20 protein-coding genes and 4 pseudogenes are annotated in these 25,108 nt (G+C 73.5%); 13 read left to right on the top strand and 11 right to left on the bottom strand.

Annotated features, from left to right (window positions below; translation table 11 throughout):
• Nucleotides 1–83 precede the first annotated feature (83 nt).
• Nucleotides 84–1,526, top strand: a complete 1,443-nt coding sequence (locus QQK45_RS01020) for an amidase (RefSeq protein ID WP_284291455.1) — start codon at nucleotides 84–86, stop codon at nucleotides 1,524–1,526.
• 4 nt (nucleotides 1,527–1,530) lie between these two features.
• Here QQK45_RS01020 and QQK45_RS01025 read toward each other — a convergent pair whose 3' ends face one another.
• Nucleotides 1,531–2,934, bottom strand: a complete 1,404-nt coding sequence (locus tag QQK45_RS01025) for an MFS transporter (protein WP_284291457.1) — start codon at nucleotides 2,932–2,934, stop codon at nucleotides 1,531–1,533.
• 91 nt (nucleotides 2,935–3,025) lie between these two features.
• Between QQK45_RS01025 and QQK45_RS01030 the strand changes: the two genes are divergently transcribed.
• The 3 genes and pseudogenes from QQK45_RS01030 (at nucleotide 3,026) to QQK45_RS01040 (ending at nucleotide 6,799) form a co-directional block, all read left to right on the top strand.
• Nucleotides 3,026–3,709: a TetR/AcrR family transcriptional regulator gene (locus tag QQK45_RS01030; RefSeq protein ID WP_284291459.1), complete on the top strand. Its 684-nt coding sequence runs from the start codon at nucleotides 3,026–3,028 to the stop codon at nucleotides 3,707–3,709.
• Nucleotides 3,710–3,781: 72 nt separating this feature from the next.
• Nucleotides 3,782–5,049 (top strand): annotated as a pseudogene (nhaA, locus tag QQK45_RS01035) (Na+/H+ antiporter NhaA).
• 103 nt (nucleotides 5,050–5,152) lie between these two features.
• Entirely contained in the window at nucleotides 5,153–6,799 is a 1,647-nt protein-coding gene (locus tag QQK45_RS01040; protein WP_284291461.1) for a class I adenylate-forming enzyme family protein, read from the top strand.
• 93 nt (nucleotides 6,800–6,892) lie between these two features.
• Here the strand turns inward: QQK45_RS01040 and QQK45_RS01045 are convergent.
• Nucleotides 6,893–8,372, bottom strand: a pseudogene (locus tag QQK45_RS01045) (helix-turn-helix domain-containing protein).
• Between the two features lie 161 nt (nucleotides 8,373–8,533).
• Here QQK45_RS01045 and aceA point away from each other — a divergent pair.
• Nucleotides 8,534–9,889 (top strand): isocitrate lyase, encoded by a 1,356-nt coding sequence (gene aceA, locus QQK45_RS01050; protein ID WP_431310207.1) that lies wholly within the window; start codon nucleotides 8,534–8,536, stop codon nucleotides 9,887–9,889.
• A gap of 26 nt (nucleotides 9,890–9,915) precedes the next feature.
• Entirely contained in the window at nucleotides 9,916–11,613 is a 1,698-nt protein-coding gene (gene aceB, locus QQK45_RS01055) for a malate synthase A (RefSeq protein ID WP_284291463.1), read from the top strand.
• A gap of 123 nt (nucleotides 11,614–11,736) precedes the next feature.
• On the opposite strand, the gene QQK45_RS01060 is transcribed toward aceB, so the two are convergent.
• The 5 genes and pseudogenes from QQK45_RS01060 to QQK45_RS01075 all read right to left on the bottom strand — a co-directional run bounded on the left by QQK45_RS01060 (nucleotide 11,737) and on the right by QQK45_RS01075 (nucleotide 15,511).
• On the bottom strand, nucleotides 11,737–12,408 hold the full coding sequence (locus QQK45_RS01060; protein WP_284291465.1) for a response regulator: 672 nt from the start codon (nucleotides 12,406–12,408) through the stop codon (nucleotides 11,737–11,739).
• Nucleotides 12,408–12,551, bottom strand: a complete 144-nt coding sequence (locus tag QQK45_RS01065) for a hypothetical protein (protein ID WP_284291467.1) — start codon at nucleotides 12,549–12,551, stop codon at nucleotides 12,408–12,410. The genes QQK45_RS01060 and QQK45_RS01065 overlap by 1 nt, the downstream gene beginning before the upstream one ends.
• A gap of 302 nt (nucleotides 12,552–12,853) precedes the next feature.
• Nucleotides 12,854–13,714: pseudogene (locus tag QQK45_RS22775) on the bottom strand (histidine kinase); the annotation flags it as partial.
• 58 nt (nucleotides 13,715–13,772) lie between these two features.
• Nucleotides 13,773–14,558, bottom strand: coding sequence for an ABC transporter permease (locus QQK45_RS01070; protein WP_284291469.1), 786 nt, complete (start codon nucleotides 14,556–14,558; stop codon nucleotides 13,773–13,775).
• A complete protein-coding gene (locus QQK45_RS01075; protein WP_284291471.1) occupies nucleotides 14,555–15,511 on the bottom strand; it encodes an ABC transporter ATP-binding protein in 957 nt (318 codons plus the stop codon). Before QQK45_RS01075 ends, QQK45_RS01070 begins: the two co-directional genes overlap by 4 nt.
• Nucleotides 15,512–15,815: 304 nt before the next feature.
• On the opposite strand from QQK45_RS01075, the pseudogene QQK45_RS01080 reads away from it, so the two are divergent.
• The 4 genes and pseudogenes from QQK45_RS01080 to QQK45_RS01095 form a co-directional block, all read left to right on the top strand.
• Nucleotides 15,816–16,385, top strand: a pseudogene (locus QQK45_RS01080) (alcohol dehydrogenase catalytic domain-containing protein); the annotation flags it as partial.
• Nucleotides 16,386–16,447: 62 nt separating this feature from the next.
• Nucleotides 16,448–16,696: a zinc-binding dehydrogenase gene (locus QQK45_RS01085; RefSeq protein WP_284294894.1), complete on the top strand. Its 249-nt coding sequence runs from the start codon at nucleotides 16,448–16,450 to the stop codon at nucleotides 16,694–16,696.
• 166 nt (nucleotides 16,697–16,862) lie between these two features.
• Nucleotides 16,863–17,279: a MaoC/PaaZ C-terminal domain-containing protein gene (locus QQK45_RS01090; RefSeq protein ID WP_284291473.1), complete on the top strand. Its 417-nt coding sequence runs from the start codon at nucleotides 16,863–16,865 to the stop codon at nucleotides 17,277–17,279.
• Nucleotides 17,280–17,330: 51 nt separating this feature from the next.
• Nucleotides 17,331–18,008, top strand: a complete 678-nt coding sequence (locus QQK45_RS01095; RefSeq protein WP_284291475.1) for a flavin reductase family protein — start codon at nucleotides 17,331–17,333, stop codon at nucleotides 18,006–18,008.
• Between the two features lie 36 nt (nucleotides 18,009–18,044).
• On the opposite strand, the gene QQK45_RS01100 is transcribed toward QQK45_RS01095, so the two are convergent.
• Entirely contained in the window at nucleotides 18,045–18,338 is a 294-nt protein-coding gene (locus QQK45_RS01100; RefSeq protein WP_284291478.1) for a DUF3175 domain-containing protein, read from the bottom strand.
• Between the two features lie 86 nt (nucleotides 18,339–18,424).
• On the opposite strand from QQK45_RS01100, the gene QQK45_RS01105 reads away from it, so the two are divergent.
• From QQK45_RS01105 to QQK45_RS01115, 3 genes are all read left to right on the top strand, one after another.
• Entirely contained in the window at nucleotides 18,425–18,796 is a 372-nt protein-coding gene (locus tag QQK45_RS01105; RefSeq protein ID WP_284291479.1) for a DoxX family protein, read from the top strand.
• A 72-nt stretch (nucleotides 18,797–18,868) separates the two neighbouring features.
• Entirely contained in the window at nucleotides 18,869–19,774 is a 906-nt protein-coding gene (locus QQK45_RS01110; protein WP_284291481.1) for a sulfurtransferase, read from the top strand.
• Between the two features lie 102 nt (nucleotides 19,775–19,876).
• The gene (locus QQK45_RS01115) at nucleotides 19,877–20,320 is read left to right on the top strand and encodes a SufE family protein (RefSeq protein ID WP_284291484.1); all 444 of its coding nucleotides are present in this window, start codon (nucleotides 19,877–19,879) and stop codon (nucleotides 20,318–20,320) included.
• Between the two features lie 13 nt (nucleotides 20,321–20,333).
• Here the strand turns inward: QQK45_RS01115 and efeB are convergent, their stop codons facing one another.
• The 3 genes from efeB to efeU are packed head-to-tail and all read right to left on the bottom strand — an operon-like array spanning nucleotide 20,334 to nucleotide 24,507.
• Nucleotides 20,334–21,602 carry an iron uptake transporter deferrochelatase/peroxidase subunit gene (gene efeB, locus QQK45_RS01120; RefSeq protein WP_284291486.1) on the bottom strand — a complete coding sequence of 423 codons (1,269 nt, stop codon included), beginning with the start codon at nucleotides 21,600–21,602 and terminating at the stop codon, nucleotides 20,334–20,336.
• Nucleotides 21,599–22,846, bottom strand: coding sequence for an iron uptake system protein EfeO (gene efeO, locus QQK45_RS01125; RefSeq protein WP_284291488.1), 1,248 nt, complete (start codon nucleotides 22,844–22,846; stop codon nucleotides 21,599–21,601). The genes efeB and efeO overlap by 4 nt, the downstream gene beginning before the upstream one ends.
• An 11-nt stretch (nucleotides 22,847–22,857) precedes the next feature.
• Entirely contained in the window at nucleotides 22,858–24,507 is a 1,650-nt protein-coding gene (efeU, locus tag QQK45_RS01130; RefSeq protein ID WP_284291490.1) for an iron uptake transporter permease EfeU, read from the bottom strand.
• Between the last annotated feature and the right edge of the window lie 601 nt (nucleotides 24,508–25,108).

Raw genomic sequence — 25,108 nt, forward strand, 5'->3', positions numbered from 1 at the left:
TTCAAGGAATATAGATCCGGAGGCGGACTCCGTCAAGATCTCCACCCTGCTCCCGGCCACCCACACGCCGCTAGGGTCGAGGGGTGACCGAGCTCCACGACCTCGACGCCCTGGCCCTCGCAGCCGCGCTCCGCCGCGGCGACACCTCCGCGACCGACGTGGTCGAGCACACGCTCGAGCGCGCCGAGCGGCTCGGCCCGACCGTCGGGGCCTTCGTCACGCTCACGCCGGAGCTCGCGCGCGAGCAGGCACGAGCCGCCGACCAGGCGCTCGCGGCCGCCCGGCACGACGGCACCACGGACGCCCTGCCCCCGTTCCTCGGGGTACCCCTGCCGATCAAGGACCTCACCACGGTCGCGGGCGTGCCCATGGCGGCCGGGTCGGCCGCGCTGCAGGGGTTCGTCCCGCCCGTCGACGACGGCGTCGTCACGCTCCTGCGCGAGGCCGGCACCGTCATGGTCGGCAAGACCAACACCCCCGAGCTCGGCCTCCCGCCCTACACCGAGCCCGACGTCGCGCCGCCCGCGCGCACGCCGTGGGACCTCGCGCGCTCGGCCGGGGGCTCGAGCGGCGGCGCCGCGGCCGCCGTCGCGAGCCGGATCGTGCCCGTGGCGCACGGCAACGACGGCGGAGGCTCGCTGCGGATCCCCGCGAGCGCCACGGGGCTCGTCGGGCTCAAGCCCAGCCGCGGACGGGTGAGCTGGGGGCCGCACGCCGTGGACGGCGTCGGGCTGGCCGCGCACGGCGTCCTCACGCGCACGGTCCGCGACACGGCCGCGTTCCTCGACGTCCTGGCCGTGAACCGGCCGGGCGACACGTTCGTCGCGCCCGGCGGCCCCGGCCCGGCGGGCAGTTACCTCGCCGCGTGCGACACCCCGCCACGGCCCCTCCGCGTCGGCGTCCTCACGGCGCCCGTGATCGCCGACGACGCCGACGTCGACCCGGCCTGCCTGCACGCACTCGACCACGCCGTCGCGCTCCTGGACGCGCTCGGCCACGACGCCGCCGAGGCACCCGTGCCGTTCCCGGCCGAGGACTGGGGAGCGTTCGCCGCGCTCTGGTCGGTCGGGGCGCTGTCGGCGCCGGTGCCGGCCGACGCCGAAGACCTCCTCACCCCGCTGACCCGCTGGCTGCGCGCGGCCGGGCGCGACCAGAGCGGGCTCGCGTACGCGCAGGCGCACGCCGGCATGCAGCGCCTCACCCAGCGGGTCGCGACGGCATGGGACGCGTTCGACGTCGTCCTCACCCCGACGCTGGCGCAGCTCCCGGCCCCGATCGGGTCACTGCGCGACGACGCGGACCCGGCCGGCGACTTCGCGGCCCAGTGCCGGTTCACCCCGTGGACGAGCGTCGCGAACCTGACCGGGCGACCGTCGGTGAGCCTGCCGCTCGGCTGGACGGACGACCCGCTGCCGGTCGGCGTCATGCTCACGGGACGGCTCGGCGACGACGCGCTCCTGCTCGCACTGTCCGCGCAGATCGAGGCAGCGAGCCCCTGGGCGGCCTGGGTGCCGCCCGTCGCGTGACGCTTCAGGCGCCGCGGCGGTTCCGCAGGACCAGCCCGGCCGCCACGACCACCCCGACGACGCTCGCGGCCGCCGCGACCCAGAAGGCCGCGGTGAACGGCCCGGCCGGGTCGGCGACGGTACCGGTCGCGAGGAGCGCGGCGACGACGGGAGCCGCCGCGGCCGAGCCGACCGTGCGCACTACGCTGTTGAGACCGGTCGCGGCGCCCGTCTCCTCCGGGGGCGACAGCGTCACGACGAGCTGAGCGCAGATCGCGTACCCGATCCCGTTGCCCAGGCCGAGCACGCCGAACGCGACCACGATGGCCCACGGCGACGTCGGCCAGAGCGCGAGCCCGACGGAGCCGACGGCCATGACGCCGGCCGCGAGCACGGCTGCGACGCCGGCCCCGGCCCGCGCCACGACCAGCGGTGTGAACCTCCCGCCGAGGAACACGAGCACGGCGCTCGGCAGCATGGCCAGCGCGGACACGGTGACGCTCATCCCCTGCCCGTAGCCCGTGCTCTCGGGCGCCTGGGTGAGGATCGGCAGCGCCACATAACAGACGTATGGCACGAAGCCGACGGCGACGGTCAGGAGGCTGACCAGGACGATCGGGCCGTGCCGGAACGTCCGCACGTCCACGACGGGCGCGGCCTTGCGCAGCTCGACGAGCACGAGCGCGACCAGGAGCAGCACGCCGCCAAGCCCGAGGGCGACGGTCCGGGCGGACGTCCAACCCCACGACCCGCCCTGCGAGACCGCGAGCAGGACGCCGACCAGCCCGCCCGCGAGCAGGACGATCCCCGGCCAGTCGGTGCGCCGGACGACGGCCGGGGCGGCGTCCGTGGGCACCCACGCCGCGATCATCGCCGCCGCGACGGCGATCAGGACGGCGGCGAGCACGAAGATCCAGCGCCAGGACAGCGCCTCGACGATCAGCCCGCCCAGCACGAGCGCGGCGCCTGCGCCGAGCCCGATCATCCCGGCGATCCAGCCGAACGCCGCGGCGAGCCGGCGTCCGTCGAGCATTTGGCGGGCCAGGGCGAGCGCGAGCGGGAACGTCGCGGTGCTCACGCTCTGGAGCACCCGGGCGCCGAGCAGGACGGCGAGGCTCGGCGCAGCCGCGGCGAGGAGGGTCGCCGCGACGAACACGATGACCGTGCCGAGCAGGACGCGCCGGTGCCCGACCCGGTCGCCCAGGTTGCCGACGACGGGCGCCAGCACGGCCCCCGCGAGGAGGAACGCGGTGAGAATCCAGCCGGTCCCCTGCGAGCTCGCGCCAAGGTCGTGCCCGATCGTCGGGAGCGCGGGGACGACGAGCGTCTGCATGAGCGAGAACGACAGCACGACGGCGCTGAGCGCGAGCGTGACGAGGCCCGGGCGGCGGGTGGTCGACCGGGGCTCGAGGGGGCGGGTTGAGGACACGGCGGAACTCGCTCTCGTCGTCGGCGTTTAATCGGACCGGATTCTCCGTTCCGATTGAGGATAGCAGCGCGCCACGCGTTACGGTGAGCCCATGCCCGCCCCCGACGACGCCACCGCCGCACGGCTGCCCGGTCGCCTGCGCGAGGCGCGCGCCAACGACACGGCCGTCCTCGACGCCGCCCGGGAGCTCTTCTCCGAGCAGGGGAACGCCGTCTCCATGGCCGACATCGCCCGGCGGGCAGGGGTCGGCGTCGGAAGCGTCTACCGGCGCTACCCCACCAAGGACGCGCTCGTCGACGCGCTCAGGCTCGAGGGCGTGCGCGACGTGGCCCGGCTCGCGGCGAGCATCGCCGACGCGCTCGATGCCGCCGGCGGCAGCACGCCCAGGGAGCCCCGGGGACCCGGCGCCGTCGAGACGTTCGTCGCGCGGCACATCACCGGAGCCCGCGGCCCGATGCTGCGTCCCACCGGCGCCAGGCGCCCGCTGTCCCCCGAGCTCGCCGCCGCGTCGGAGGAGCTCCGCGCCGCGCTCGAGCGCCTGGTCGCGCACGACCGTTCCGCACGCCTGGTGCCCGAGGGCTTCACGACCGCCGACGCCATGCAGCTCCTCGTCCACCTGCGTCCGCCGCTCCCCTACCCGCGTGCCCAGGTCGACGCACTCCACCTGCGCTACCTGGCGCTCGTCGTGCGCGGGCTGCGCGAGGCCGCGCACGAGGGCACGACGCTCGAGGGAGGCCCGCGCTGGGACGAGTGGGTCGGCACGTGGCAGGACTGACCACCGGGTAGCCTGACGAGCGGTGAGCCGGGAAGTCTGGTCGGCACCCGTCGCCGCGCGCCTGGAGGTCCCGTGCCCCGCGTTCCCCTGCTCACCCGTTCCCGCCGCTTCGTCACCGACGAGCGCCGCGGCGGCGCGCTCCTCCTCGGGGCCGCGCTCGTCGCCGTCGTCTGGGCGAACACGCCCTGGCGGGCCACCTACCGGACGATCGTCACCGCCGTCCCGGGCGGCGACGCGCTCGCCGGCCTCCACCTCGACCTCAGCCTCGCGGCCTGGGCGTCCGACGGCCTGCTCGCGATCTTCTTCTTCGTCGTCGGGCTCGAGCTCAAGCAGGAGGTCGTCGCCGGCTCGCTCCGCGACCCGCGCCGCGCCGCGGTACCCGTCCTGGCGGCGGTCGGGGGCATGGCCGCGCCCGCGGTGCTCTACGTCGCCACGACCCTCGTCGACCACGACGGCGGCGCGAGGGCCGGGTGGGCCGTCCCGACCGCGACCGACATCGCGTTCGCGCTCGCGGTGCTCGCGGTGTTCGGCCGGGGCTGCCCGCGCCCGTGCGGACGTTCCTGCTGACGCTCGCCGTCGTCGACGACCTGCTCGCGATCGTGATCATCGCGTTCGTGCTGACGGCCCACGTCGCCGTGGGCGCACTGCTCGGCGGGCTCGCCTGCGTCGTGGCGTTCGGCGTCGTGGCCCGGCTGCGGCGCGCGCCGTGGTGGCTGCTCGTCCCCCTCGCGGTCGCGGCGTGGGCCTTGGTCCACGCGAGCGGCGTGCACGCGACGATCGCCGGCGTGCTCCTGGGGTTCGCGGTGCCCACCCGCGCGGTGCACGGCGAGCTGGTGGGCCGCGCCGAGCGAGCCGAGCACGCGTGGCGGCCCGTCGCCAACGGCGTCGCGCTGCCCGTCTTCGCGTTCTTCGCCGCGGGGGTGACCGTCGTCGGGACGGGGATCGGCGAGGTGCTCGGCTCGCACGTCGCGATCGGGGTCATGGTGGGGCTCGTCGTCGGGAAGCCGCTCGGTGTCCTCGGGACCACCTGGCTCGCGGTCCGCCTCACTCCCCTGCGCCTCGCACCCGGCGTCGGGCTGCGGGACATGCTCCCGGTCGGCGCGCTCACCGGGATCGGCTTCACGGTCGCGCTGCTCGTCGCGGAGCTCTCGTTCGACGCGAGCACCCCCGACGGCGCCGCGCGGGTCGCCGAGGCGAAGGTCGCCGTGCTCGTCGCGTCGGTCGTGTCGGCGGGGGTCGCCGCCGTCCTGCTGCGCCGTGACGCGAGCCGGGAACGCCCCGCGGACGTCAACGAGGACGGCGTGCCCGACACCGAGCAGGGGCCGTACGGGACCCTCTGAGTCCGGCGACACCAGCACCTACGCGGGCGTAACCTGAGCGGCGCAGGAGGGATGTCTGGGAGGACGCCCCGGTGAGGGCGCCCGGAGAAGAGGATCACCACCCATGCCCTACGACGCCTCACGGCTCCGCCGCTACCTCGAGCACGACTTCACCTACGAGGCGGGATTCCTCCGCAACGTCCACCGGTTCGGCCGGAACGTCGCGGTCGTCGACCCGCCCACCGGCCGGACCCTCACGTACGCGGAGCTCGACGCCGTCGTCGAGCGCGCGGCGTCGGCGCTCGCCGAGCGGGGCACCGGCCGCGGCGACCGCGTCGTGTACCAGCTGTTCAACTCGGTCGAGTTCGCGGTGCTCTACCTCGCGACGCAGCGGCTCGGCGCGGTCGGGGTGCCGGTCAACTTCCGGCTCGCACCCGCCGAGACCGGGCACATCCTGCGCGAGTCCGAACCGACGGTCTTCGTCTACGACGGGACGCTCGCCGCGCCCGCGACGCAGGCGCTGGAGATCGCTGAGGTCGCGCCGGCGCTCTTCGTCGTGGGCGAGCCCGGCGAGGGCGGCCCGAACGGCGCGGTCGCCTTCGACGACGCGCTCGCATCGGCGAGCGCCCCCGTGCCGCCACTGCCCGACGACTTCTCCACGTACGAGGAGACCACCCGCCTGTACACGTCCGGGACGACCGGCCTGCCCAAGGGGGTGTCGCTCCCGTCGATCGTCGAGGTCATGTCCGCGCACGACGTGATCATGCATTTCCCGCTCGGCCCGACCGACCGCACCCTCAACATGACGCCCTGGTTCCACCGTGGCGGCCTGTACTCGGGCGGCCCCAACCCCGTGTTCTACGTCGGCGGGTCCGTCGTGCCGCTGCGGGCGTACGATGCGGCGACCGTCCTCGACTGGGTCCCCGAGCACGGGATCACGTTCCTGATCGGGGCACCGACGACGCTCGAGCTGCTCGCCGACGAGCAGGAGCGCAGCCCGCGCGACCTGTCGGGCCTGCGCGGCATCGTGACGATGGGCGCGCCGCTCGACCGCGCCGCGGCCCTGCGCTACCAGCAGCTCCTCACGCCGCGCATCTTCAACGGCTACGGCACGACCGAGGCATTCTGGAACACCTTCCTGCGACCCGAGGACCTGCCCGAGCACGCGGGCTCCGCCGGGCGCGCATGCACCGACGACGACGTCCGCGTCGTCAAGGTCTTCCCGGACCGCAAGGCCACGCCCGACGAGACGGTCGCGCCCGACAGCGCCGAGATCGGCGAGGTGATCATGCGGACGCCCAAGTCCGGGTTCGCGTACGTGGGGATCGACGACGACGAGAAGTTCGTGAACGGCTGGCTGTACCCGGGCGACCTCGCGACGTGGGACGCCGACGGCTTCGTGACGATCCTCGGTCGCAAGGACGACATGATCATCACGGGCGGCGAGAACGTGTACCCCGTGCAGGTCGAGGAGGTGCTGGCGGAGCACCCGAAGGTCCGGGACGCGGCCGTCGTCGGGGTGCCCGACGAGCGCTGGGGGCAGCGCGTCGTGGCGTACGTCGTGCCGCACGACCCGGCGGAGCCGCCCACGCCCGAGGAGCTCGACCGGCACGCGCTCGAGCACCCGGGGCTGGCGAACTTCAAGCGCCCGCGGGCGTACCGGGTCGTCGACAAGCTCCCGATGACCGCGACCGGCAAGAAGATGCACTTCAAGGTCGCGGAGCTCGCGTCGACGGACGACGCGGCCGGGAGCCTGACCGCCACCCCCTGACGACGCCGAGCAAGCGGGAACCACGTCGACCAAGCGGCATCCCTCCGCTTGCTGGGCGGGGTTCCCGCTTGGTCGGCGCTGCCCCTCGACCGCCTACTCCCCCGCGCGGGGCCGGTGCCGCTCGAGGAACGTGTAGACGTCCCACGTGTCGACCCCCGGGAACGCGCCGGTGGGCATCGCGGCGAGCATCGACGCGTGCGGGGCGGGCGCGGGCCAGACGTGCCCGTCCCACCGGTCGGCGATCACACCCTCGGGCCGGCGGCAGCACGTCTCGTCGGGGCACCGGGAGACGTCGCGGTGGGGGTGTCGCGGCCGAGGAACCACTTGACCTCGGCGAACGGGACGCCGACGCTCACCGAGAACTCGCCGTCGGCGGTGCGCTGGGTGCGCGTGGCGCACCAGAAGGTGCCCGCGGGGGTGTCGGTGTACTGCGAGAAGGGGCTGAGCCGGTCCTCGACGTCGAAGATCGTCCGGGCGGTCCAGTGCCGGCACACCGGCTGCCCCTCGACGGCGCCGAGGGGGTCGGCGGGGAACCGGACGCCGTCGTTCTCGTAGGCCTTGTGGATGACGCCGGACTCGTGGACCTTCATGAAGTGCACGCGCAGGCCGAGGCGCGCGGTCGCGAGGTTCGTGAACCGGTGGGCCGCGGCCTCGTAGGAGACGGCGAACGCGTCGCGGAGGTCCTCGATCGAGATCTCGCGGCGGCTCTTCTGCCCGCCCAGGAGCGCTGCGGCGTCGTCCTCCGGCATGAGGACGGCCGCCGAGAGGTAGTTCGACTCGACGCGCTGGCGGAGGAACTCGGCGTAATCGTGGGGCTCGGTGTGGCCGAGGACCTCGGCGGCGAGCGCCTGGAGGACCGCGGTGCGAGAGAAGCCGCCGCCCCGCGAGCCGCCCGGCAGGTAGAGCCGGTGGTGGCGCTGGTCGATCACCGACCGGGTGGTCTGCGGCAGGTCGCCCACGTAGTGCAACGAGTACCCGAGGTGCTCGGCGATCTGGGACGCGACGCGCTGGGAGATCGGGCCTCCGGCGTGCCCGACGGCGGTGAGCAGCTCGCGCGCAGCCTGCTCGAGCTCCGGGAAGTAGTTGTCCTGCGCGCGCATCGACGCCCGGAGCTCGGTGTTCGCGCGGCGCGCCTCCTCGGGCGTCGAGGCACGCTCGCGGTGCAGGCGCTCGATCTCGCGCTGGAGTCCGACGAGGGCCTCGAGCGCGTCGCCGGGCAGGCCCTTGCCGACCCGGACGGGCGAGATCCCGAGCGCGTCGAAGAGCGGACCGCGCTGCGCACGCTCGAGCTCGATCTCGAGCGCCGCGCGACGGCTGGGGGCTCGGTCGAGAAGAGGTCGTCGAGCGTGGCGCCGAGCGCCTTGGCGATCTGCTGGAGCTGCGTGAACCGCGGCTCGCGCTTGCCGTTCTCGAGCATCGACACCTGCGACGGCGCTCGGTCGATCGCGGCGGCGAGCTCGTCGAGCGTCATGCCCTGCTGCGTGCGCAGGTGCCGGATCCGGCGGCCGATCGTGAGCGCGTCGGGCTCGTCGGCGAGCGCGAGGTCGGGTCCTCGGGTGGGTGCGACTGCCATGACTCATGCTGACACCCGCGACGCCTTCTGTCCAACAGAAGAAACCCGAAACTTCTTCGTCGGATGTGCTGCTCGAAGGGTTGCAGCGGCGCGAAGGTCGTTCTACAGGCGGTTCCGGCAGAAGTTCCGCCGGACCGGCACCCAGCCCGAAGGAGACCACCGTGAGCACCCCGACGATCGTGACCCGCCGCCCCGAGCCCCGTCCGACGCCGCGTCCCGGCGACCAGCGCGAGACCGCGGCCGAGCTCGAGCGCACCTGGAAGACCGACCCGCGCTGGGCCGGCGTCGAGCGCACGTACACCGCCGAGGACGTCGTCGCGGTCCGGGGACCCGTCCGCGAGGACCGGACGCTCGCCCGCCGCGGCGCCGAGCGCCTCTGGGAGGAGCTGCACGCCTCGGAGCGCTCCGGCCGCAACGAGTGGGTCGCCGCGCTCGGCGCCCTCACCGGCAACCAGGCCGTCCAGCAGGTCCGCGCGGGCCTCAAGGCGATCTACCTGTCGGGCTGGCAGGTCGCCGCCGACGCGAACCTCTCCGGCCAGACGTACCCCGACCAGTCCCTCTACCCCGCGAACTCGGTGCCCGCCGTCGTGCGGCGCATCAACAACGCGCTGCTGCGCGCGGCCCAGGTCGAGGCGACCGACCCGAGCGGCGAGCACGCCCCGAGCGACTGGATGGCCCCGATCGTCGCCGACGCCGAGGCCGGGTTCGGCGGCCCGCTCAACGCGTACGAGCTCATGCACCAGATGATCGAGGCCGGCGCGGCGGGCGTGCACTGGGAGGACCAGCTCGCGTCCGAGAAGAAGTGCGGCCACCTCGGCGGCAAGGTGCTCATCCCCACCCAGCAGCACGTGCGGACGCTCAACGCGGCCCGGTTCGCCGCCGACGTCGCCGGGGTGCCGTCGATCGTCGTGGCCCGGACCGACGCGCTCGCCGCCGACCTGCTGACGAGCGACGTCGACCCGCGCGACCAGGAATTCACGACCGGCGAGCGCACGAGCGAGGGCTTCTACCGGGTCCGGGGCGGCATCGAGCCCGTCATCGCTCGCGGCCTCGCCTACGCGCCGTTCGCCGACCTGCTCTGGGTCGAGTCCGGCGAGCCCGACCTCCAGCTCGCCCGCAAGTTCGCCGAGGCCGTGCACGCCGAGTTCCCCGACAAGCTGCTCGCCTACAACTGCTCGCCGTCGTTCAACTGGAAGCGCCACCTGTCCGACGCCGAGATCGAGAGCTTCCAGCGCGAGCTGTCGGCCATGGGGTACAAGTTCCAGTTCATCACCCTCGCCGGCTTCCACGCCCTCAACCACTCGATGTTCCAGCTCGCCCGCGACTACAACGAGCGCGCGATGAGCGCCTACGTCGACCTCCAGGAGGCGGAGTTCGCCGCCGAGGCCGACGGCTACACGGCCACCCGCCACCAGCGGGAGGTCGGCACCGGCTACTTCGACCGAGTCGCCACGGCCCTCAACCCCGACAGCGCCACGCTCGCGCTGGCCGGGTCCACCGAGGCCGCCCAGTTCTGACGACGGATCCCCTGAAGGAGCCCGACATGACCACCACGATCGACACCCCCAGCCCTACCAGCACCGACACCGGCACGCTCACCGTGACCGGGACGCCCGGGACCCGGTACGACGAGATCCTCACCCCCGAGGCCCTCGACTTCCTCGCGACCCTCCACGACGCCTTCCTCGCCCGCCGGCACGACCTCCTCACGGAGCGCCAGCGCCGTCGTCGGCAGGTCGCGGACGGCATCGACCCGGACTTCCGTCCCGAGACGCGGCCCGTGCGCGACGACCCGAGCTGGGAGGTCGCCGGGCACCGGGGCGCCCCGGGCCTCGAGCGGCGGCTCGTCGAGATCACGGGGCCGACGGACCCGAAGATGACGATCAACGCGCTCAACTCGGGCGCCGACTGCTGGCTGGCCGACGCGGAGGACGCGTCGAGCCCGACGTGGGAGAACGTCGTCGGCGGGCAGCTCGCCCTGCACGACGCGATCCGCGGGCGCCTCGAGTTCACCGGCACCGCCGCGCCCGACGGGACGCCCGGCAAGCAGTACCGCGTCACGGCGGGCGACGGTGGCCAGGACCTGGCGGGCCTGCCGACGATCGTCTTCCGGCCGCGCGGCTGGCACCTGACCGAGAAGCACCTGCGCTACACCGACCGTGCGGGGCGTCCCCAGCCGGCCTCGGCGTCGCTCGTGGACTTCGGGCTGTACTTCTTCCACAACGCGGCCGAGCTCGTCGCGCGAGGCCGCGGGCCGTACTTCTACCTGCCGAAGCTCGAGGGCTACCGCGAGGCGCGGCTCTGGAACGACGTGTTCGTGCTGGCGCAGGAGCTGGTCGGGATCGAGCAGGGGACGATCCGGGCGACGGTGCTGGTCGAGACGCTGCCCGCGGCGTTCGAGATGGAGGAGATCCTCTACGAGCTGCGCGAGCACTGCGCCGGGCTCAACGCGGGCCGCTGGGACTACCTGTTCTCGGTGATCAAGAGCTACCGGACGCGGGGGCCGCGCTACGTGCTCCCCGACCGGTCGCGCGTCACCATGACCGTGCCGTTCATGCGCGCCTACACCGAGCTGCTCGTCGCGACGTGCCACCGGCGCGGCGCGCACGCGATGGGCGGGATGAGCGCCTTCATCCCCGACCGCCGCAACCCCGAGGTGAACTCGACGGCGTTCGCGCAGGTCAGCACCGACAAGGCACGCGAGGCGGGCGACGGGTTCGACGGCACGTGGGTCGCGCACCCCGACCTCATCTCCGTCGCGCGGGCCGAGTTCGAGGCCGTGCTCGGCGGGCGTCCGCACCAGCTCGACCGGCAGCGCCCGGAGGTGCACGTCGAGGCCGCGGACCTGCTCGACGTCGCGTCCGCCCAGCCCGCCGACGGCACCACCGGCGTCACGGCCGCGGGCCTGCGGGCGAACGTGTCCGTCGGGATCCGCTACCTCGAGTCCTGGCTGCGGGGCGTGGGGGCAGCGGCGATCGACCACCTCATGGAGGACGCCGCGACGGCCGAGATCTCGCGCTCGCAGATCTGGCAGTGGGTGCACAACCGCACCACGACCGAGACCGGGGTGCCGATCACGCGTGAGCGGGTCGAGGCCCTGATCGCCGAGGTCGCGGACGACCTGCCCCGGACTCCCGGGAACCGGGTCGACGACGCGGTGGCCGTGTTCCGGCACGTCGCGCTCGACGAGGACTACCCCACGTTCCTCACGATCCCGGCGTACAACCAGTACCTGGCCTGAGCCGGCTCCTCAGGCGTGTGGGCATCCGTTTGGCTGTTTCCGCCCCCACCGAACAGCCAAACGGATGCCCACAGCGTCGCCCGACGCACACCACCGCCATCGCGCCGCCGGGCGAGCGGGCGCTCAGCCCAGGAGCCTGCGCTCGTACGCGACGGCCACCGCGGCAGCGCGGTCTCGGACCCCGAGCTTCTCGTACAGGTGGAGCAGGTGGGTCTTGACCGTCGCCTCGCTGATGAAGAGCTGTCGGGCGGCCGAGCGGTTGGTCGCGCCCGACGCGACGAGCCGCAGCACCTCGAGCTCGCGCGGGCTGAGCGTGGGCTCGTCCGCCGCGGGCGCCCCGACGAGCCCCATGAGCGTGCCCGCGACCGACGGAGCGAGCACCGGGCGGCCCGCGGCGGCGGCCCGCACCCCGTCGACGAGGACGTCGCGCGGCGAGTCCTTGAGCAGGTAGCCCGTCGCACCCGCCTCGATCGCCGGGAGGACGTCGCGGTCGGCGTCGTAGGTGGTCAGGACGAGGACCCGCACCGCCGGAAACCGCTCCCGGACGTGCCCGATCGCCTCCACCCCGCCCATCCGCGGCATCCGAAGGTCCATGAGGACGAGGTCCACGCCGGGGTCGCCGTCCGCTGCGGCGCCCGCGAGCGCGGCCAGGCGCACGAGCGCCTCCTCCCCGTCGCCCGCCTCCCCGACGACGTCGACGCCCGGCTCGGCGTCGAGGACGCCGCGCAGGCCGTCCCGAACGACGGGGTGGTCGTCGACGAGCAGCACCCGGACGGTCCCGGTGGACGTGGTCATCAGAGCGTTCCCTCCTGTGTGGGCACCGACGCGCTGAGCGCGACCCCCTCGCCCGGCGCCGCCTCGATCGTGAGCGTCCCGCCGACCCGCGAGAGCCGGGCCACCATGCCGACGAGACCGTAGCCGTCCCCCGGCGCGGACACCGCGCCGCCACGCCCAGGTGTCCGCTCCCCGGCTCGAAACCGACGCCGTCGTCGCGCACGTCGAGCACGACGACGTCCGGGAGGTACGTGAGGGTCACCCCGACCCGGGACGCGTCCGCGTGCTTCGCGACGTTCGTCAGCGCTTCCTGGGCGACACGGAAGAGCGCCGACCCGACGTCGTCGGGCAGGGGCAGGACGGCGCCCGTGATCTCGACCTGCACCGGGACCCCCGACGCGCGGGTCCACCCGACCGCGTGCTCCGCGAGCGCCTCGCCGAGCGTGGCGCGCTCGAGCTGCTCGGGCCGCAGGGCCCGCACGGACCGGCGCGCCTCCGTCAGGCTCTCCCGGGCCAGGGCGCGGGCGCGGTCCAGGTGGGTGCGACGGACGCCGTCGTCGGGGGCGCCGTCAGCGGCCTCGAGCTGGGTGACGATGCCCGCGAGGCCCTGCGCGAGCGTGTCGTGGATCTCGCCGGCGAGCCGCTGACGCTCGTCCTGGACCCCGGCCTCGCGTGCCTGCTCCAGGAGCTGCGCGTGCAGCCCGGCGTTCTCAGCGATTGCCGCTTCCAGGCGGAGGTTCGCCTCGGCGAGCTCCGCGTTGCGCTGGACACCACGCTCGGTGACCACGAACAGCGACATGGCGATGCCGTAGTTCACAGCGCCGACGAGCACGCAGGCCAGCCATCCGGCGAGGTCGTGCGGGTAGCCTCCGAGCTGGGAGGCCGCGAGCACCAGCGCCACCGGGACCATCGCCCAGGGCAGGGCCCGGTGCGGCACCCGCTCGTCCGCGATCACGAAACCCGTCCAGGCGAAGATCGCGAACCACGGGTTGAACCCGACGAGCACCGCGCTCAGCGCGACGTGGACCGCGAACACCGCGGCATCGCCGGCGGTGCCGTAGCGACGGCGCCGCATCGGCACCAGCACCACCCAGACGGCCGTGACCGCCGCGAGCAGCAGCCCCGCCCGCAGCCTGCTCTCCGTGCCGTAGCCCGCCTGCTGCGAGATCGCGGCGAGCACTGCGGACACTGCGAGCGCCGGCAGGAGGAGGCGGCGGCCCACGCGGTCGAGCCGCTCCCGCCACAGGTCCTCGGTGGGCGACCCGTTGGCGCTGACGCGCTCCGGCGGGCCGACGACGCGGGCCGTGGCGGTCCGGGTCGTCGGCATGCCGGGGACGCGGGCGACCCCGCCCCCGTCGTCTGTGCTGCTCACGATGACGATGGTGTCACTCCCAGCGGAAGGTGCGGGCCGCGACCACGCCGGACACCACGGCCCAGCCGGCCATGACGAGCAGGCTCGACACGGGCGGCCAGTTGCCGTCGACGGTCGCCTGGATCGCGCGGACCCCCGCGCCGAGCGGCGTCCAGTCGCTCACGGCGCGCAGGCCGGACGGCATCGCGGCCCGCGGGATCCACAGGCCCGCGAAGAACATCAGCGGGAAGAACAGGAGCGTCGAGAGGGCGCTCGCGACCCGGGTGCTGGGGGCGAGGGCCGCCACGACCAGGCCGAGGCCCGTCGTCGCGGCGCCCACCAGGACGAGCGCGAGCGCGAAGCCGACGAGCTGGTCGGGGAGGCGCACGTCGTAGGCCGCGACCGCGACGACGAGCAGGACCACGGAGACCAGGACGCCGAGGCCCGCGTAGATCGTGGCCTGGGCACCCAGGAGGCGCGACGGCGAGACGGGCGTCGTGGACAGGCGGCGCAGGATGCCCTTCTCGCGGTAGATCGCGAGCCCCGGCGGCATGAGCGTGACCACGGAGATCGTCAGCGAGAACATCATGAGGATCGGCAGGTAGGTGTCGAGGACGCTCCGGCCGCCCAGCCCGTCCTGGGGCGTGCGGGTGCCCGAGATCGAGCCGATGACGACGAGGCCGGCGACCGGCAGGAACGCCGACCAGAAGACGGCGGCGCCCGAGCGCCAGGCGAGGAGTGCCTCGCTGCGCAGCAGGTTGCGGAACACGCGTCCCGACGGCGCGGTCGCGGGCGTGGCGTGCAGGGTTGCGGTGGTCATGACTGCTCCTGGGTGTGGGTCGCGGTCTCGGCGGCGGCCGGCGTGGTGTGGCCGACCATGGCGAGGAACGCGTCGTCGAGGCTGGGCTGCTGGACGCGCAGGCCCTCGGCGACGATCCCCGCACGGGCGAGGGCGGTGACGACGGCGCCGAGGACGTCGCCCGTGCCCGTCACGTGCACCTCGCCACCCCGCCGCACGACGCCGTCGACCGGGCCGAGGTCTCCGAGCAGCGCGTCGTCGAAGGGCTGGGAGGGGCGGAACCGCAGCTCCTGCCGGGTGTCGAGGCGCTCCACGAGGCCTCCGGGCGTGTCGATCGCGACGACCTCGCCCGCGTCGATCACGGCCAGGCGGTCGCACAAGCGCTCGGCCTCCTGCATGAAGTGGGTCACGAGGACGACCGTGACGCCGCGGTCCCGGACGCTCTCGATGAGGTCCCACGTCTCCCGGCGCGCGGCCGGGTCGAGGCCCGTCGTGAGCTCGTCGAGGATCGCGATGCGCGGGTTGCCGACGAGCGCGAGCGCGATCGACAGGCGCTGCTGCTGGCCGCCCGACAGCTTGCCGAACCGCGTCCCCAGGCTCGGGCCGAGCCCGAGGACGTCGACGAGCTCGCGCCAGTCGGCCGGGTCCGGGTAGAAGGACGCGTACAGCGCGAGCGCCTCGCGCACCGTCAGCTTCGCCGGCAGCTCCGCCTCCTGGAGCTGCACGCCGACCTGGGCGCGGACGGCGTCACGGTGGGTCTGCGGGTCGGCACCGAGGACGCGGATCGAGCCGCCGTCCCGGTGACGGAGGCCGGACACGCACTCGACGGTCGTCGTCTTGCCCGACCCGTTGGGGCCGAGGATGCCGAAGATCTCGCCCTCCTCGACGGACAGGCTGACGTCGACGACGGCACGCTTGGTGCCGTAGGACTTGCTCAGGTGGTCGATCTCGATCACCGGCGGGGTCGTGGTCATGGTGGGTTCCTCTCGGTCCCCACCAGCGTCGCGTCCGCGCAGGTCAGACGGTATCGGCCGCCGGGGTCTACCGGAGGGCCGTCCGGTGGGCGCCCCCATCCACCGATCGGTGGATGGGGGCACCGTTCGGGCGCGGCTCTCACTCGTGACAACCCGCCAGCTGTCGCCCGCCGGCTCGCGCGAGAGCCGCTACCGTGGGTCGGTGACCGCCCTCCCGGACCTCGTGCGCGCGGCGTTCGTCGAGCGACGCGGACCGGCGGACTCGATCCGCATCGGCGCCCTTCCCGTCCCGGAGCCGGGACCCATGGACCTCCTCGTCCGGGTCGACACGGTGGCCGTCAACCACGTGGACACGTTCGTGCGGTCGGGCGCGTACCAGACGCCGCTGCCGTTCCCGTTCGTCGTCGGGCGCGACCTGGTGGGGACGGTCGTGGCGGCCGGTCCGGGCACGCCGGGCTTCGCCGTCGGCGACCGCGTGTGGACGAACAGCCTCGGGCACGCGGGCCGGCAGGGCGCGACCGCCGAGTACGCCGTCGTCCCCGCGGACCGCGCGTACCGGGCGGCGGCGGGCCTCGACCCGACCACGCTGGCCGCCGTCGTGCATCCTGCCGCGACCGCGTACCTGGCGGTCGAGCTCCACGGCGCCGTACGGCCCGGCGAGACCGTGCTCGTGGAAGGCGCGGCCGGGCACGTGGGGCGCGCCGCGGTGCTGCTCGCCGCGCGGGCCGGGGCGCGCGTCGTCGGGACGACCCGGGCCGCGGACGCCGACGACGTCCGCACGCTCGGGGCCGACGCGGTCGTCGACTACCGCTCCCCCGACCTCGCGGACGAGCTCCGCACCGCCGCCCCCGACGGGGTCGACGTCCACGTCGACACGACCTCGACCAGGCCGTCGCCCTCATGGCGCCGCGCGGGCGGATCGTGCTGCTCGCCGGGATGGGCGCCCGGCCCGAGCTGCCCGTCGGCGCCGTCTACACGCACGACCTGCAGCTCCGCGGCTTCGCGATCTCCATGGCGCGCGCCGACGAGCTCGCCGACGCCGCACGCCGGATCAACCAGCTCGGCGCGGACGGGTCGCTCCGCCCGCGCGCCGTCGAGGTGCTGCCGCTCGAGGCGGCCGCCGACGCGCATCGGCGCCTCGAGGCCGGCCAGGTCCGCGGGACGCGGCTCGTCCTGCGACCCTGACAAGCCGACGGCCGGTGGTTCCTCTCGTGAGCGCGCGGAGTCGCGAGCGCAGTAGCCTCGTCTCCGTGCCCGACGACGCCACCTCCCCCGCGACCGAGCCCACCTTCCGCCCGGCTCCCCCACGTACGGTGCGCCGCGCTACCTGGAGGACTTCGCCGTCGGGCAGGTGCTGACGACGCCCGGCCGGACGATCACGGAGGCCGACGTCGTCTCGTTCGCGGCGTGGACGAACGACAACAACCAGGTCCACACCGACGCGGAGTTCGCGGCCGGGACCCGGTACGGGCAGCGGATCGTGCACGGCATGCTGGGCGCGTCGCTGTGCCTCGGGCTGATCGCTCGGACGGGGATGTTCGAGGGCACCGCGGTCGCGCTGCTCGGCATCGACGGGTGGCGGTTCGCGGCGCCCGTGTTCATCGGGGACACCCTGACGTGCACGGTCGAGATCGTGGGGGCCCGGCCCACGAGCAGGGGCACGAACGGGATCGTCGAGCGTCTGGTCACCCTCCGCAACCAGCACGGCGAGACCGTCCAGGAGGGTCGGATGGACGTCATGGTGCTGCGCCGTCCCGGCCTCGAATGACGTGTCCGATCCTCGCCAGACGCACGCCGCCCGCGAGGTGACGCTGGAGGCATGACCTCCACGGAGACCACCACCACCGCGTCGACCCGCTCCCGCACGCACGCCGTGATCGACCCCGCGATCCTCTACTTCGGGACGCCCGTCGTCCTGCTCAGCACGGCCGACGCGGCCGGGCACGCGAACCTCGCGCCCATGTCCTCGGTGTTCTGGCTGGGCAAGACCGCGGTCCTCGGCCTCGGCGCCCGCTCCCAGACCGCGCTCAACCTCACGGCCACGGGCGAGTGCGTCCTCAACCTGCCGTCGCCCGAGCAGGTGGACGCCGTCGACCGGATCGCGCTCACGACGGGCCGCGACCCGGTCTCGGTGCGGAAGGCCGCCGCCGGCTACCGGCACGAGCCGGACAAGTTCGGCCGGGCGGGCCTCACCCCGCTCCCCTCCGAGACGGTGCGGGCGCCGCGAGTCGCCGAGTGCCCCGTGAACCTCGAGGCGCGCCTGGTGCACCGGCACCCGCTGGAGCGCGACGCGCCCGACGCCGGCTCGATCGTCGCGTTCGAGGTCCAGGTCACGCGCGTGCACGTCCACGAGGAGATCCGCATGCCCGGCACGGCGCACCGCGTGGACCCCGACCGGTGGCGGCCCCTCCTCATGAGCTTCCAGCGGTTCTACGGGCTGAGCGGCGAGGTGCACCCGTCGCGCCTCGCCTCGATCGACGAGGAGTGGTACCGCTGAGCCCGACGGCGCGACCCGGCGTCCGGCCCGGCGACGTCACTCCTTGCCGTAGAGCGCGCGCAGCTCGTCCTTGGCCCGCTCGAGGACTTCACGCTGCTCCGCGTCGAGGTCCTTGCCGGCGCGGTTGACGTAGAACGTCAGCATCGACATCGCGGACCGGTACGGCGAGCTCTTGCGGCGGCCGCTCGCCTCGGCGGAGTCGCGCAGCGACCGCGCGATCCGCTTCGGGTCCTTCCACGTGAACACGCCCTCGTCGAGGTCGAGCGCGTCGGAGTGCTCGGTGACGTCCTGGGACCAGCGCCCGTCGTCGTCGGAACCGCGCTTCGGCATGGGGACCACCTCGGATTCGTCGTGCCCGCCCGCTATCCTCAGGCTCGCGGACCACCAGCCCGTTCGCACCTCACGATCGGAGCCCCATGAACCTCGCGCTGTGGATCGTCGCCGGCCTCCTCGCGGCCGTCTACCTGGGCACGGGCATCACGAAGCTCGCCTACTCGCGCGAGCGCCTCCACCCCCAGATGCCGTGGGTCGACGACTTCTCCACGACGACGGTCAAGCTCATCGGGCTCGCCGAGGTGCTCGGGGCGATCGGGCTGATCGTGCCGCAGGCGACGGGGACGGCCGAGATCCTCACCCGGGTCGCGGCCGTGTGCCTCGCCGCCCTGCAGGCGGGCGCGATCTCCGTGCACGCGCGTCGGCACGAGACGGAGAACCTGGCGCTCAACATCTTCCTGCTCGTGGCCGCCGTCTTCGTGGCGCTGGGGCGCGCGCTCGGCTGGGGAGTCTGACCACGGACACGTCGTCTCGCTGACTGAGACACCCCCTGTCAGCGGGTCCGTCCCGGCCGTACAGTGGGCCCCATGCCTGCCGCACTGGACACCAGCTCCCCGAAGATCAACGAGTACGCGCATCCTGAGCGCCTCGTCACCTCCTCCTGGCTCGCCGAGCACCTCGGCGACCCCGACCTCGTCGTCGTCGAGTCGGACGAGGACGTCTTGCTCTACGAGACGGGTCACATCCCCGGCGCCGTGAAGATCGACTGGCACACCGACCTCAACGACCCCGAGGTCCGCGAGTTCATCACCGGCGCCCAGTTCGCGACCCTCCTGGGCTCGAAGGGCATCGGCCCGGACACGACGATCGTCATCTACGGCGACAAGAACAACTGGTGGGCCGCGTACGCCGCGTGGCTCTTCACCATCTACGGCCACGCCGACGTCCGCCTCCTCGACGGCGGCCGCAACCTCTGGGTCGCCGAGGGCCGCGAGCTCACCACCGACGTCCCCGCACCCGAGGCCGTCGACTACCCCGCCACCGAGCGCGACGACGTCACCTACCGCGCGTTCAAGGAGGACGTCCTCGCGCACATCGGCCAGGGCCCGCTGGTCGACATCCGCTCCTTCCCCGAGTACACGGGCGAGCGCCTCCACATCCCGGACTACCCCGAGGAGGGCGTCCTGCGCGGCGGCCACATCCCGACGGCGCGCAACGTGCCGTGGGCCACGGCGGTCGCCGAGGACGGCACCTACAAGTCGCGCGACGAGCTCCAGGGCATCTACCAGGCCGGTGGCCTGGGCCTGACCGACGACGACGCGATCATCACCTACTGCCGCATCGGCGAGCGCTCCAGCCACACCTGGTTCGCGCTGCACTTCCTGTTGGGCCTCGAGAACGTCCGCAACTACGACGGCTCGTGGACCGAGTGGGGCAACGCCGTGCGCGTCCCGATCGCCAAGGGCGAGGAGCCGGGCGAGCTCGCCGCCTGACCCCCGCACCGTCCGACGGCGCCCCTCCCCCGCGGAGGCGGGCGCCGTCGTCGCTCGTGAGACAGCGCCCCGCGCCGGCCCGGCCGGTGGAAGGATGAACCCGTGACCGAGACGCCGCTCCCGCCCGTGCTCGCGGAGATCCGCGACGACTTCCTCGCGCTCGGCGAGCGCGACCGGCTGCAGCTCCTGCTGGAGTTCTCGCGCGAGCTGCCCGAGATCCCCGTCCGCTACCAGAGCGCCCCCGGGCTGCTCGAGCGCGTCGAGGAGTGCCAGTCGCCCGTGCGCGCGTTCGCGGAGATCGACGGCGAGCAGCGCGTCCACCTCTACGCGACGGCGCCCGCGGAGGCGCCGACGACGCGCGGCTTCGCGTCGATCCTCGCGCAGGGCCTCGACGGGCTCACCCCGCAGGAGGTGCTCGACGTGCCGGACGACTACCCGCTCAGCCTCGGCCTCACGAACGCCGTGAGCCCGCTGCGCCTGAACGGCATGTCCGGCATCCTCACGCGCGCCAAGCGGCAGGTGCGCGAGCAGCTCGCCGCCGCGTGACGGCGTCGGGCGGTCAGCGGAACAGCGCCTCGCCCACGTAGCTGCCCGACGCGGGCGCCGGGGGCACCGCGAACACGCCCGACCCGACGTGCGCGATGTACTCGTTGAGCTGGTCCACGCGCCCGAGCTTCGTCTGCAGGGTCACGAACGCGGCAGGGTCGTTCATGTAGGCGACGAACAGCAGACCGGCGTTGATCTGCCCGTTCTCGTTCATCCCGTCCGTGAAGTTGTACGACCGGCGCAGGATCCTCAGGCCGCCGTTGTTCTCGTGCGCGGCGAGCGCCACGTGCGACGTCGCCGGGATCGCGAGCTCGCCGTCGGAGCCCTTCTTCGCGAAGTCCGGGACGTCGAACTCGTGCGTCCCCGACAGCGGCGCACCCTCCTGCTTGCTCCGGCCGAACACGGACTGCTGGTCCGCGATGAAGTCCGAGTCCCAGTTCTCGATGTGCATCTGGATCTTGCGCGCCACCTGGTAGGTGCCGCCCTTCATCCACGCCTGGTCCGCGCCGTCGTGCCACACGAAAGCGTCGAAGTCGGCGTCCTCCTTGATGTTCCGCGTGCCGTCCTTGAAGCCCATGAGGTTGCGCGGCGTGGTCTGGCCCTTGCCCGCCGACGCACGGCCGAAGCCCATGACCGTCCAGCGCACCGTCGCCGTGCCCTGCGCCATGCGCGACAGGTTGCGGATCGCGTGGTAGGCGACCTGGGGGTCCTCGGCGCACGCCTGCAACGACAGGTCGCCGCCCGTGAGCCTCGGGTCGAGCTGGTCGCTCGGCAGCGCGGGAAGCTTCGCGAACTTCGCGGGCTTGCGGTCGGCCAGGCCGAAGCGGTCGTCGAACACGCCCGGGCCCAGCCCGATCGTCACCGTCAGTCCGGCCGGCTCGAGGTCCGCCGCCTCCCCCGTGTCGGTCGGGACCGCGCTGTCGCGCGTCGGCTCGACGGCGCCGAGCGACCGGCCGCGCTGGAACTGGGCGATCGCCGCCGACCACCGCGCCAGCAGGACCTGGAGGCTGCGTGGGTCGCTGACGGTGAGGTCGTAGGCCGCGAAGATCGCGTGCCGCTGCTGCGGCGTCTCGATGCCGCCCTGATGAGCCTGCCCGTAGAACGGGTACGCCGTCGTCGATGGGACACCGTCGGACGGGAGCGCGCTCGCGCCGTCCGCGTCCGCGTGCGCCCACGCCACGCCGCCGGCGCCGCCGAGGGCGCCGACGGCAAGACCACCGATCCCCGCGCCGAGGAATGCTCGACGCGAGAACCGGCCGTCGTCGTGGGAGGTGGTGCTCACTGGGCGGTCGCGACCTTCTCCGCGACCTTCGACAGCGGCTGCTGGAGTGCCTGGATCGCCTGCGACAGCTTGGTCGCGTCGGTCTTGCGCAGCTCCGGGGTCCACAGCTCGTAGCCGCCGAGGACGCTGGTGTCCTGGTAGGTCTTCAGCGTCGCCTTGACGGCGTCGAACTGCGCCGTGACCTGGGCGGCGAGGTCGGGGTCGATCTTGTCGAGGCCGGGCTGCAGGTCCGCGAACGCCTGCTCGGCGCCCTCCACGTTCCCCGCGAACGTCGACAGGTCGAGGTGGCTGTACTTCTCCTCCTCACCCGTGATCTTGTTCGCCTGGACCTCCTCGAGCAGGCCTGCCGCGCCGTTCGCGAGGTCCTCCGGCTTGAACTCGAGCGTCTTGGACAGCTCCTGGAGCTTGCCGACGTTGGTCGCCAGCTCGGCGGCGTACTTCTTGGTGCCGTCGTCGATCTTCTTCTTCTCGAACAGGTCCCGCTCGACGGCGTGGAAGCCGTGCCAGCCGACGGCCGGGTCGAGCGACGACGCGCGCATGTCGATCAGGTAATCGAGGTTGCCCTTGTTGTCGGTCGCCTTGAAGCCCGGCAGGACGAAGCCGTCGACGTCGGACTCGATCTTCTCGTAGAACGGGCGCGCGGTCGCGTACGCCTTCTGCGCCTCCTCGAGGTTCCCGGAGTCGACGGCCTTCTTCAGGTTGTCGACGCCCACGACCATGGCGTCGACCTGGCTCGTGACGAACTTCGAGTACTCGTCCACGCCTTCGGCGAGGAGCGCCTGGGTGCTGCCGGTGGGGGTCGCTGCAGCCTCGCCGGTGACGGTGAAGGCAACCGTGTCCTTCTCCGCTCCCGGGCAGTAGATCTCGTACGCGCCACCGTCGAGCGTCGAGGTGAAGCTCACCGGCGACAGGCCGGGCGCGAGGTTCTCCTTCTCGCCGACGATCCGGTTGTTGAGCTGGAGCTCGACCTCGTTGATCGCGGCCGAGTCCTTGTTGGTGACGGTGAAGGTCACGGGGCCCGCGGGCACCGAGTCCGTCGAGAGCTGGCACTCGTCGGTCCCGCCGGCGGCCGTCAACGTGATGTCGACCTTCGAGACGCCGTTCGAGCTCGGGGTGTCACCCGGCTTGCCGGTGTCGTCGTCGGACGAGCACCCGGCGGCGACGAGCGCCACGACGCCGAGCACGCCGGCAAGACCAGCGACGACGCGCACCGGGCGCGTGCGGAGGGAGAGGGTGGACTGCATCGTTCGTGCTCCTACGTGTTCTGGGCGCTGAGAGGGGTCGCGCCGGGGGCCGCCTGGGGCGAGGCGAGGACTGAGGGTTCGGCCGCTTCGGCCCGGGCAGCGCGTGCGAGCGCGCTCCGCCTGCGCAGCGCGGCGAGCGTCAGGCCGACGGCCGCCACGGCGAGGACGAGAGGGAGGTAGACGCGCCACAGGTCGCGGTCGTCCGCGGCCAGCTCGGCTGCGGTCGTGCGGCGTGCGACGTCGTCACGGTGGCTCGGCGCGACCGTCCAGTCGGCGACGGCGTCGAGCGCGCCGGGCGCGACCGTCAGCGTCCGCGGGGAGCTGAGGCCCCCGCCGTCGAGCGTGAGGACCGTCGTGGTCGCCTGCGTGGCGTCGAGGAGCGTGTCCGTGGAGGTGATCCACACCGTCGTGGCGCGATGCTGTGCCCACGACGCGTCGAAGGGGCCGGGCGTCAGGTCGGCGCTCACCCCGACGGGGAGCTTGCCGCCGCCGTAGCGCAGCAGGTCGTCGAGCGTCACCGTCGTCGGGAGGCCGGCCGCGTCGACGTCGTCGTCGGTGCTCGTGCGCTGCGCGGCGACACCCGCGTGTCGCTCCGTCTCGCGTTCCCCGGTGAGGGGCGTGCGGACGGCCGTGCTGCCGTCTGCGGGCGTGACGACGAGCGTCTGGCTCGCGCCGGCGCCGTCGAGCGCGGCCGTGCCGACCTGCGTCGGATCGCCCGACGACGTCCCGGCCGCGACGACCGCGGCAGGCATCGTCGAACGGTAGGCGGGGACGGTCGGGACGAGGACCGCAAGCAGGACCGCGGCGACGGCCACCGACCCCGCGAGCACCCACTCGAAGCGCAGTGCCGCGTGCCCCTGGAGGCGACGCTTCGGCGGCCAGACGACGAGCGCCAGCACGGGGACGAGGTACAGGAACCAACCGAGCACTTCGATGACACGGGGGTCCGCGGGGATCCCGAGGACGCCGGTGATCAACGCGGCCCGGACGGAGCCGGCAGGTGCCAGCCAGGAGAGGTCGACCGTGGTGCCCTGTCCGATGGTCAGCCAGCCGGCCTCGTGGGCCGTGCGGAGCATCGTGATCACGAGGCCGGCCGCCACGAAGACGAGGAACACGCCAGTGATCTGGAAGAAGCGCCCGAGATTGAGCCGGATCCCACCGTGGTAGAGGCCGACTCCGAGGCACACCGCAACGAGGATGCCCAGCACCGCGCCGACGACCGCGGCCGTGGTGCTCGTCGACGCCTGGAAGGTCGCGAGGAGGAAGACGGAGGTCTCGAACCCCTCCTTGACGATCGCCAGGAACGCCATGCCGGCGATGGCCCATGCCGTGCCTTCACGCAACGCCTCGCTGGCGCTCGCCTCGAGCTCCTTCTTGAGTCCGCGCGCGTGGGCGGTCATCCACACGATCATCGTGGTCACGAAAACGATCGCCACGGCGGTGATGACCGTCTCCATGCCCTCCTGGGCCTTCTGCGGGAGGCTCGACGACACCACCTCGAGCGTCACGCCCACCGCCACCGACAGCAGCACCGCCGCCGTGATCCCGATCCAGAGCGGACGCATCGACGCGCCGTTGCGCTTGAGGAACGCGGCGAGAATGCCGACGATCAGCGCGGCCTCGAGGCCTTCACGCAGGCCGATGACGAACGTTGCGAGCACGGGGACCCCGGGGTCTGGCGGGCGAGTGGTTGACGGCCGGGGCACGAGCCGGGGTCGCGGGGGTAAGCGTAGCCTCACCTCCCCGGGTTAACGCAACGGTCGCGTGCCGAAAATGAGACGTGACGTGTGCCACTCGCTCGCCGGGGCGGTGTGTCGCGCGGGTCCGTTCCGGGTGGGCGGGGGTGTGTCGCGCGGTCTTCCATCCGCGTCCCTCGTCCCTCGGGCCGCTCCCGCCAGACCCGCCACGACCGCGCGACCCCACACCGACCAAGCGGGTCCCACGCCGAGCAAGCGGCAACCGCCCGCTTGCTCGGCGCGAGATCCTCTTGCTCGACGACGACGGCGACGCCACAGACCCGACGCAACCCACCGCCGCCCCTTCCCCAGCGAGCGAGGGGACGCACCTCGTCGGAGACGAGACCACGCGGGTCGTGCGCGGAACTCACCGCGAGGCCGGGTCAACCCGGTGCGCCAGGGCCGGGGGTCGGGGGCTTCGCGCGGTCGTGGCGGGCCTGGCGGGAGGCCGCGAGGGACGAGCGGCCGGATGGTAGACCGCGCGAAGCCCCCGACCCCCGGCCCACCCGACCACGACGAGCCCAGC

This window comes from Luteimicrobium album (genome assembly GCF_030161555.1).
GTDB lineage: Bacteria > Actinomycetota > Actinomycetes > Actinomycetales > Cellulomonadaceae > Luteimicrobium > Luteimicrobium album.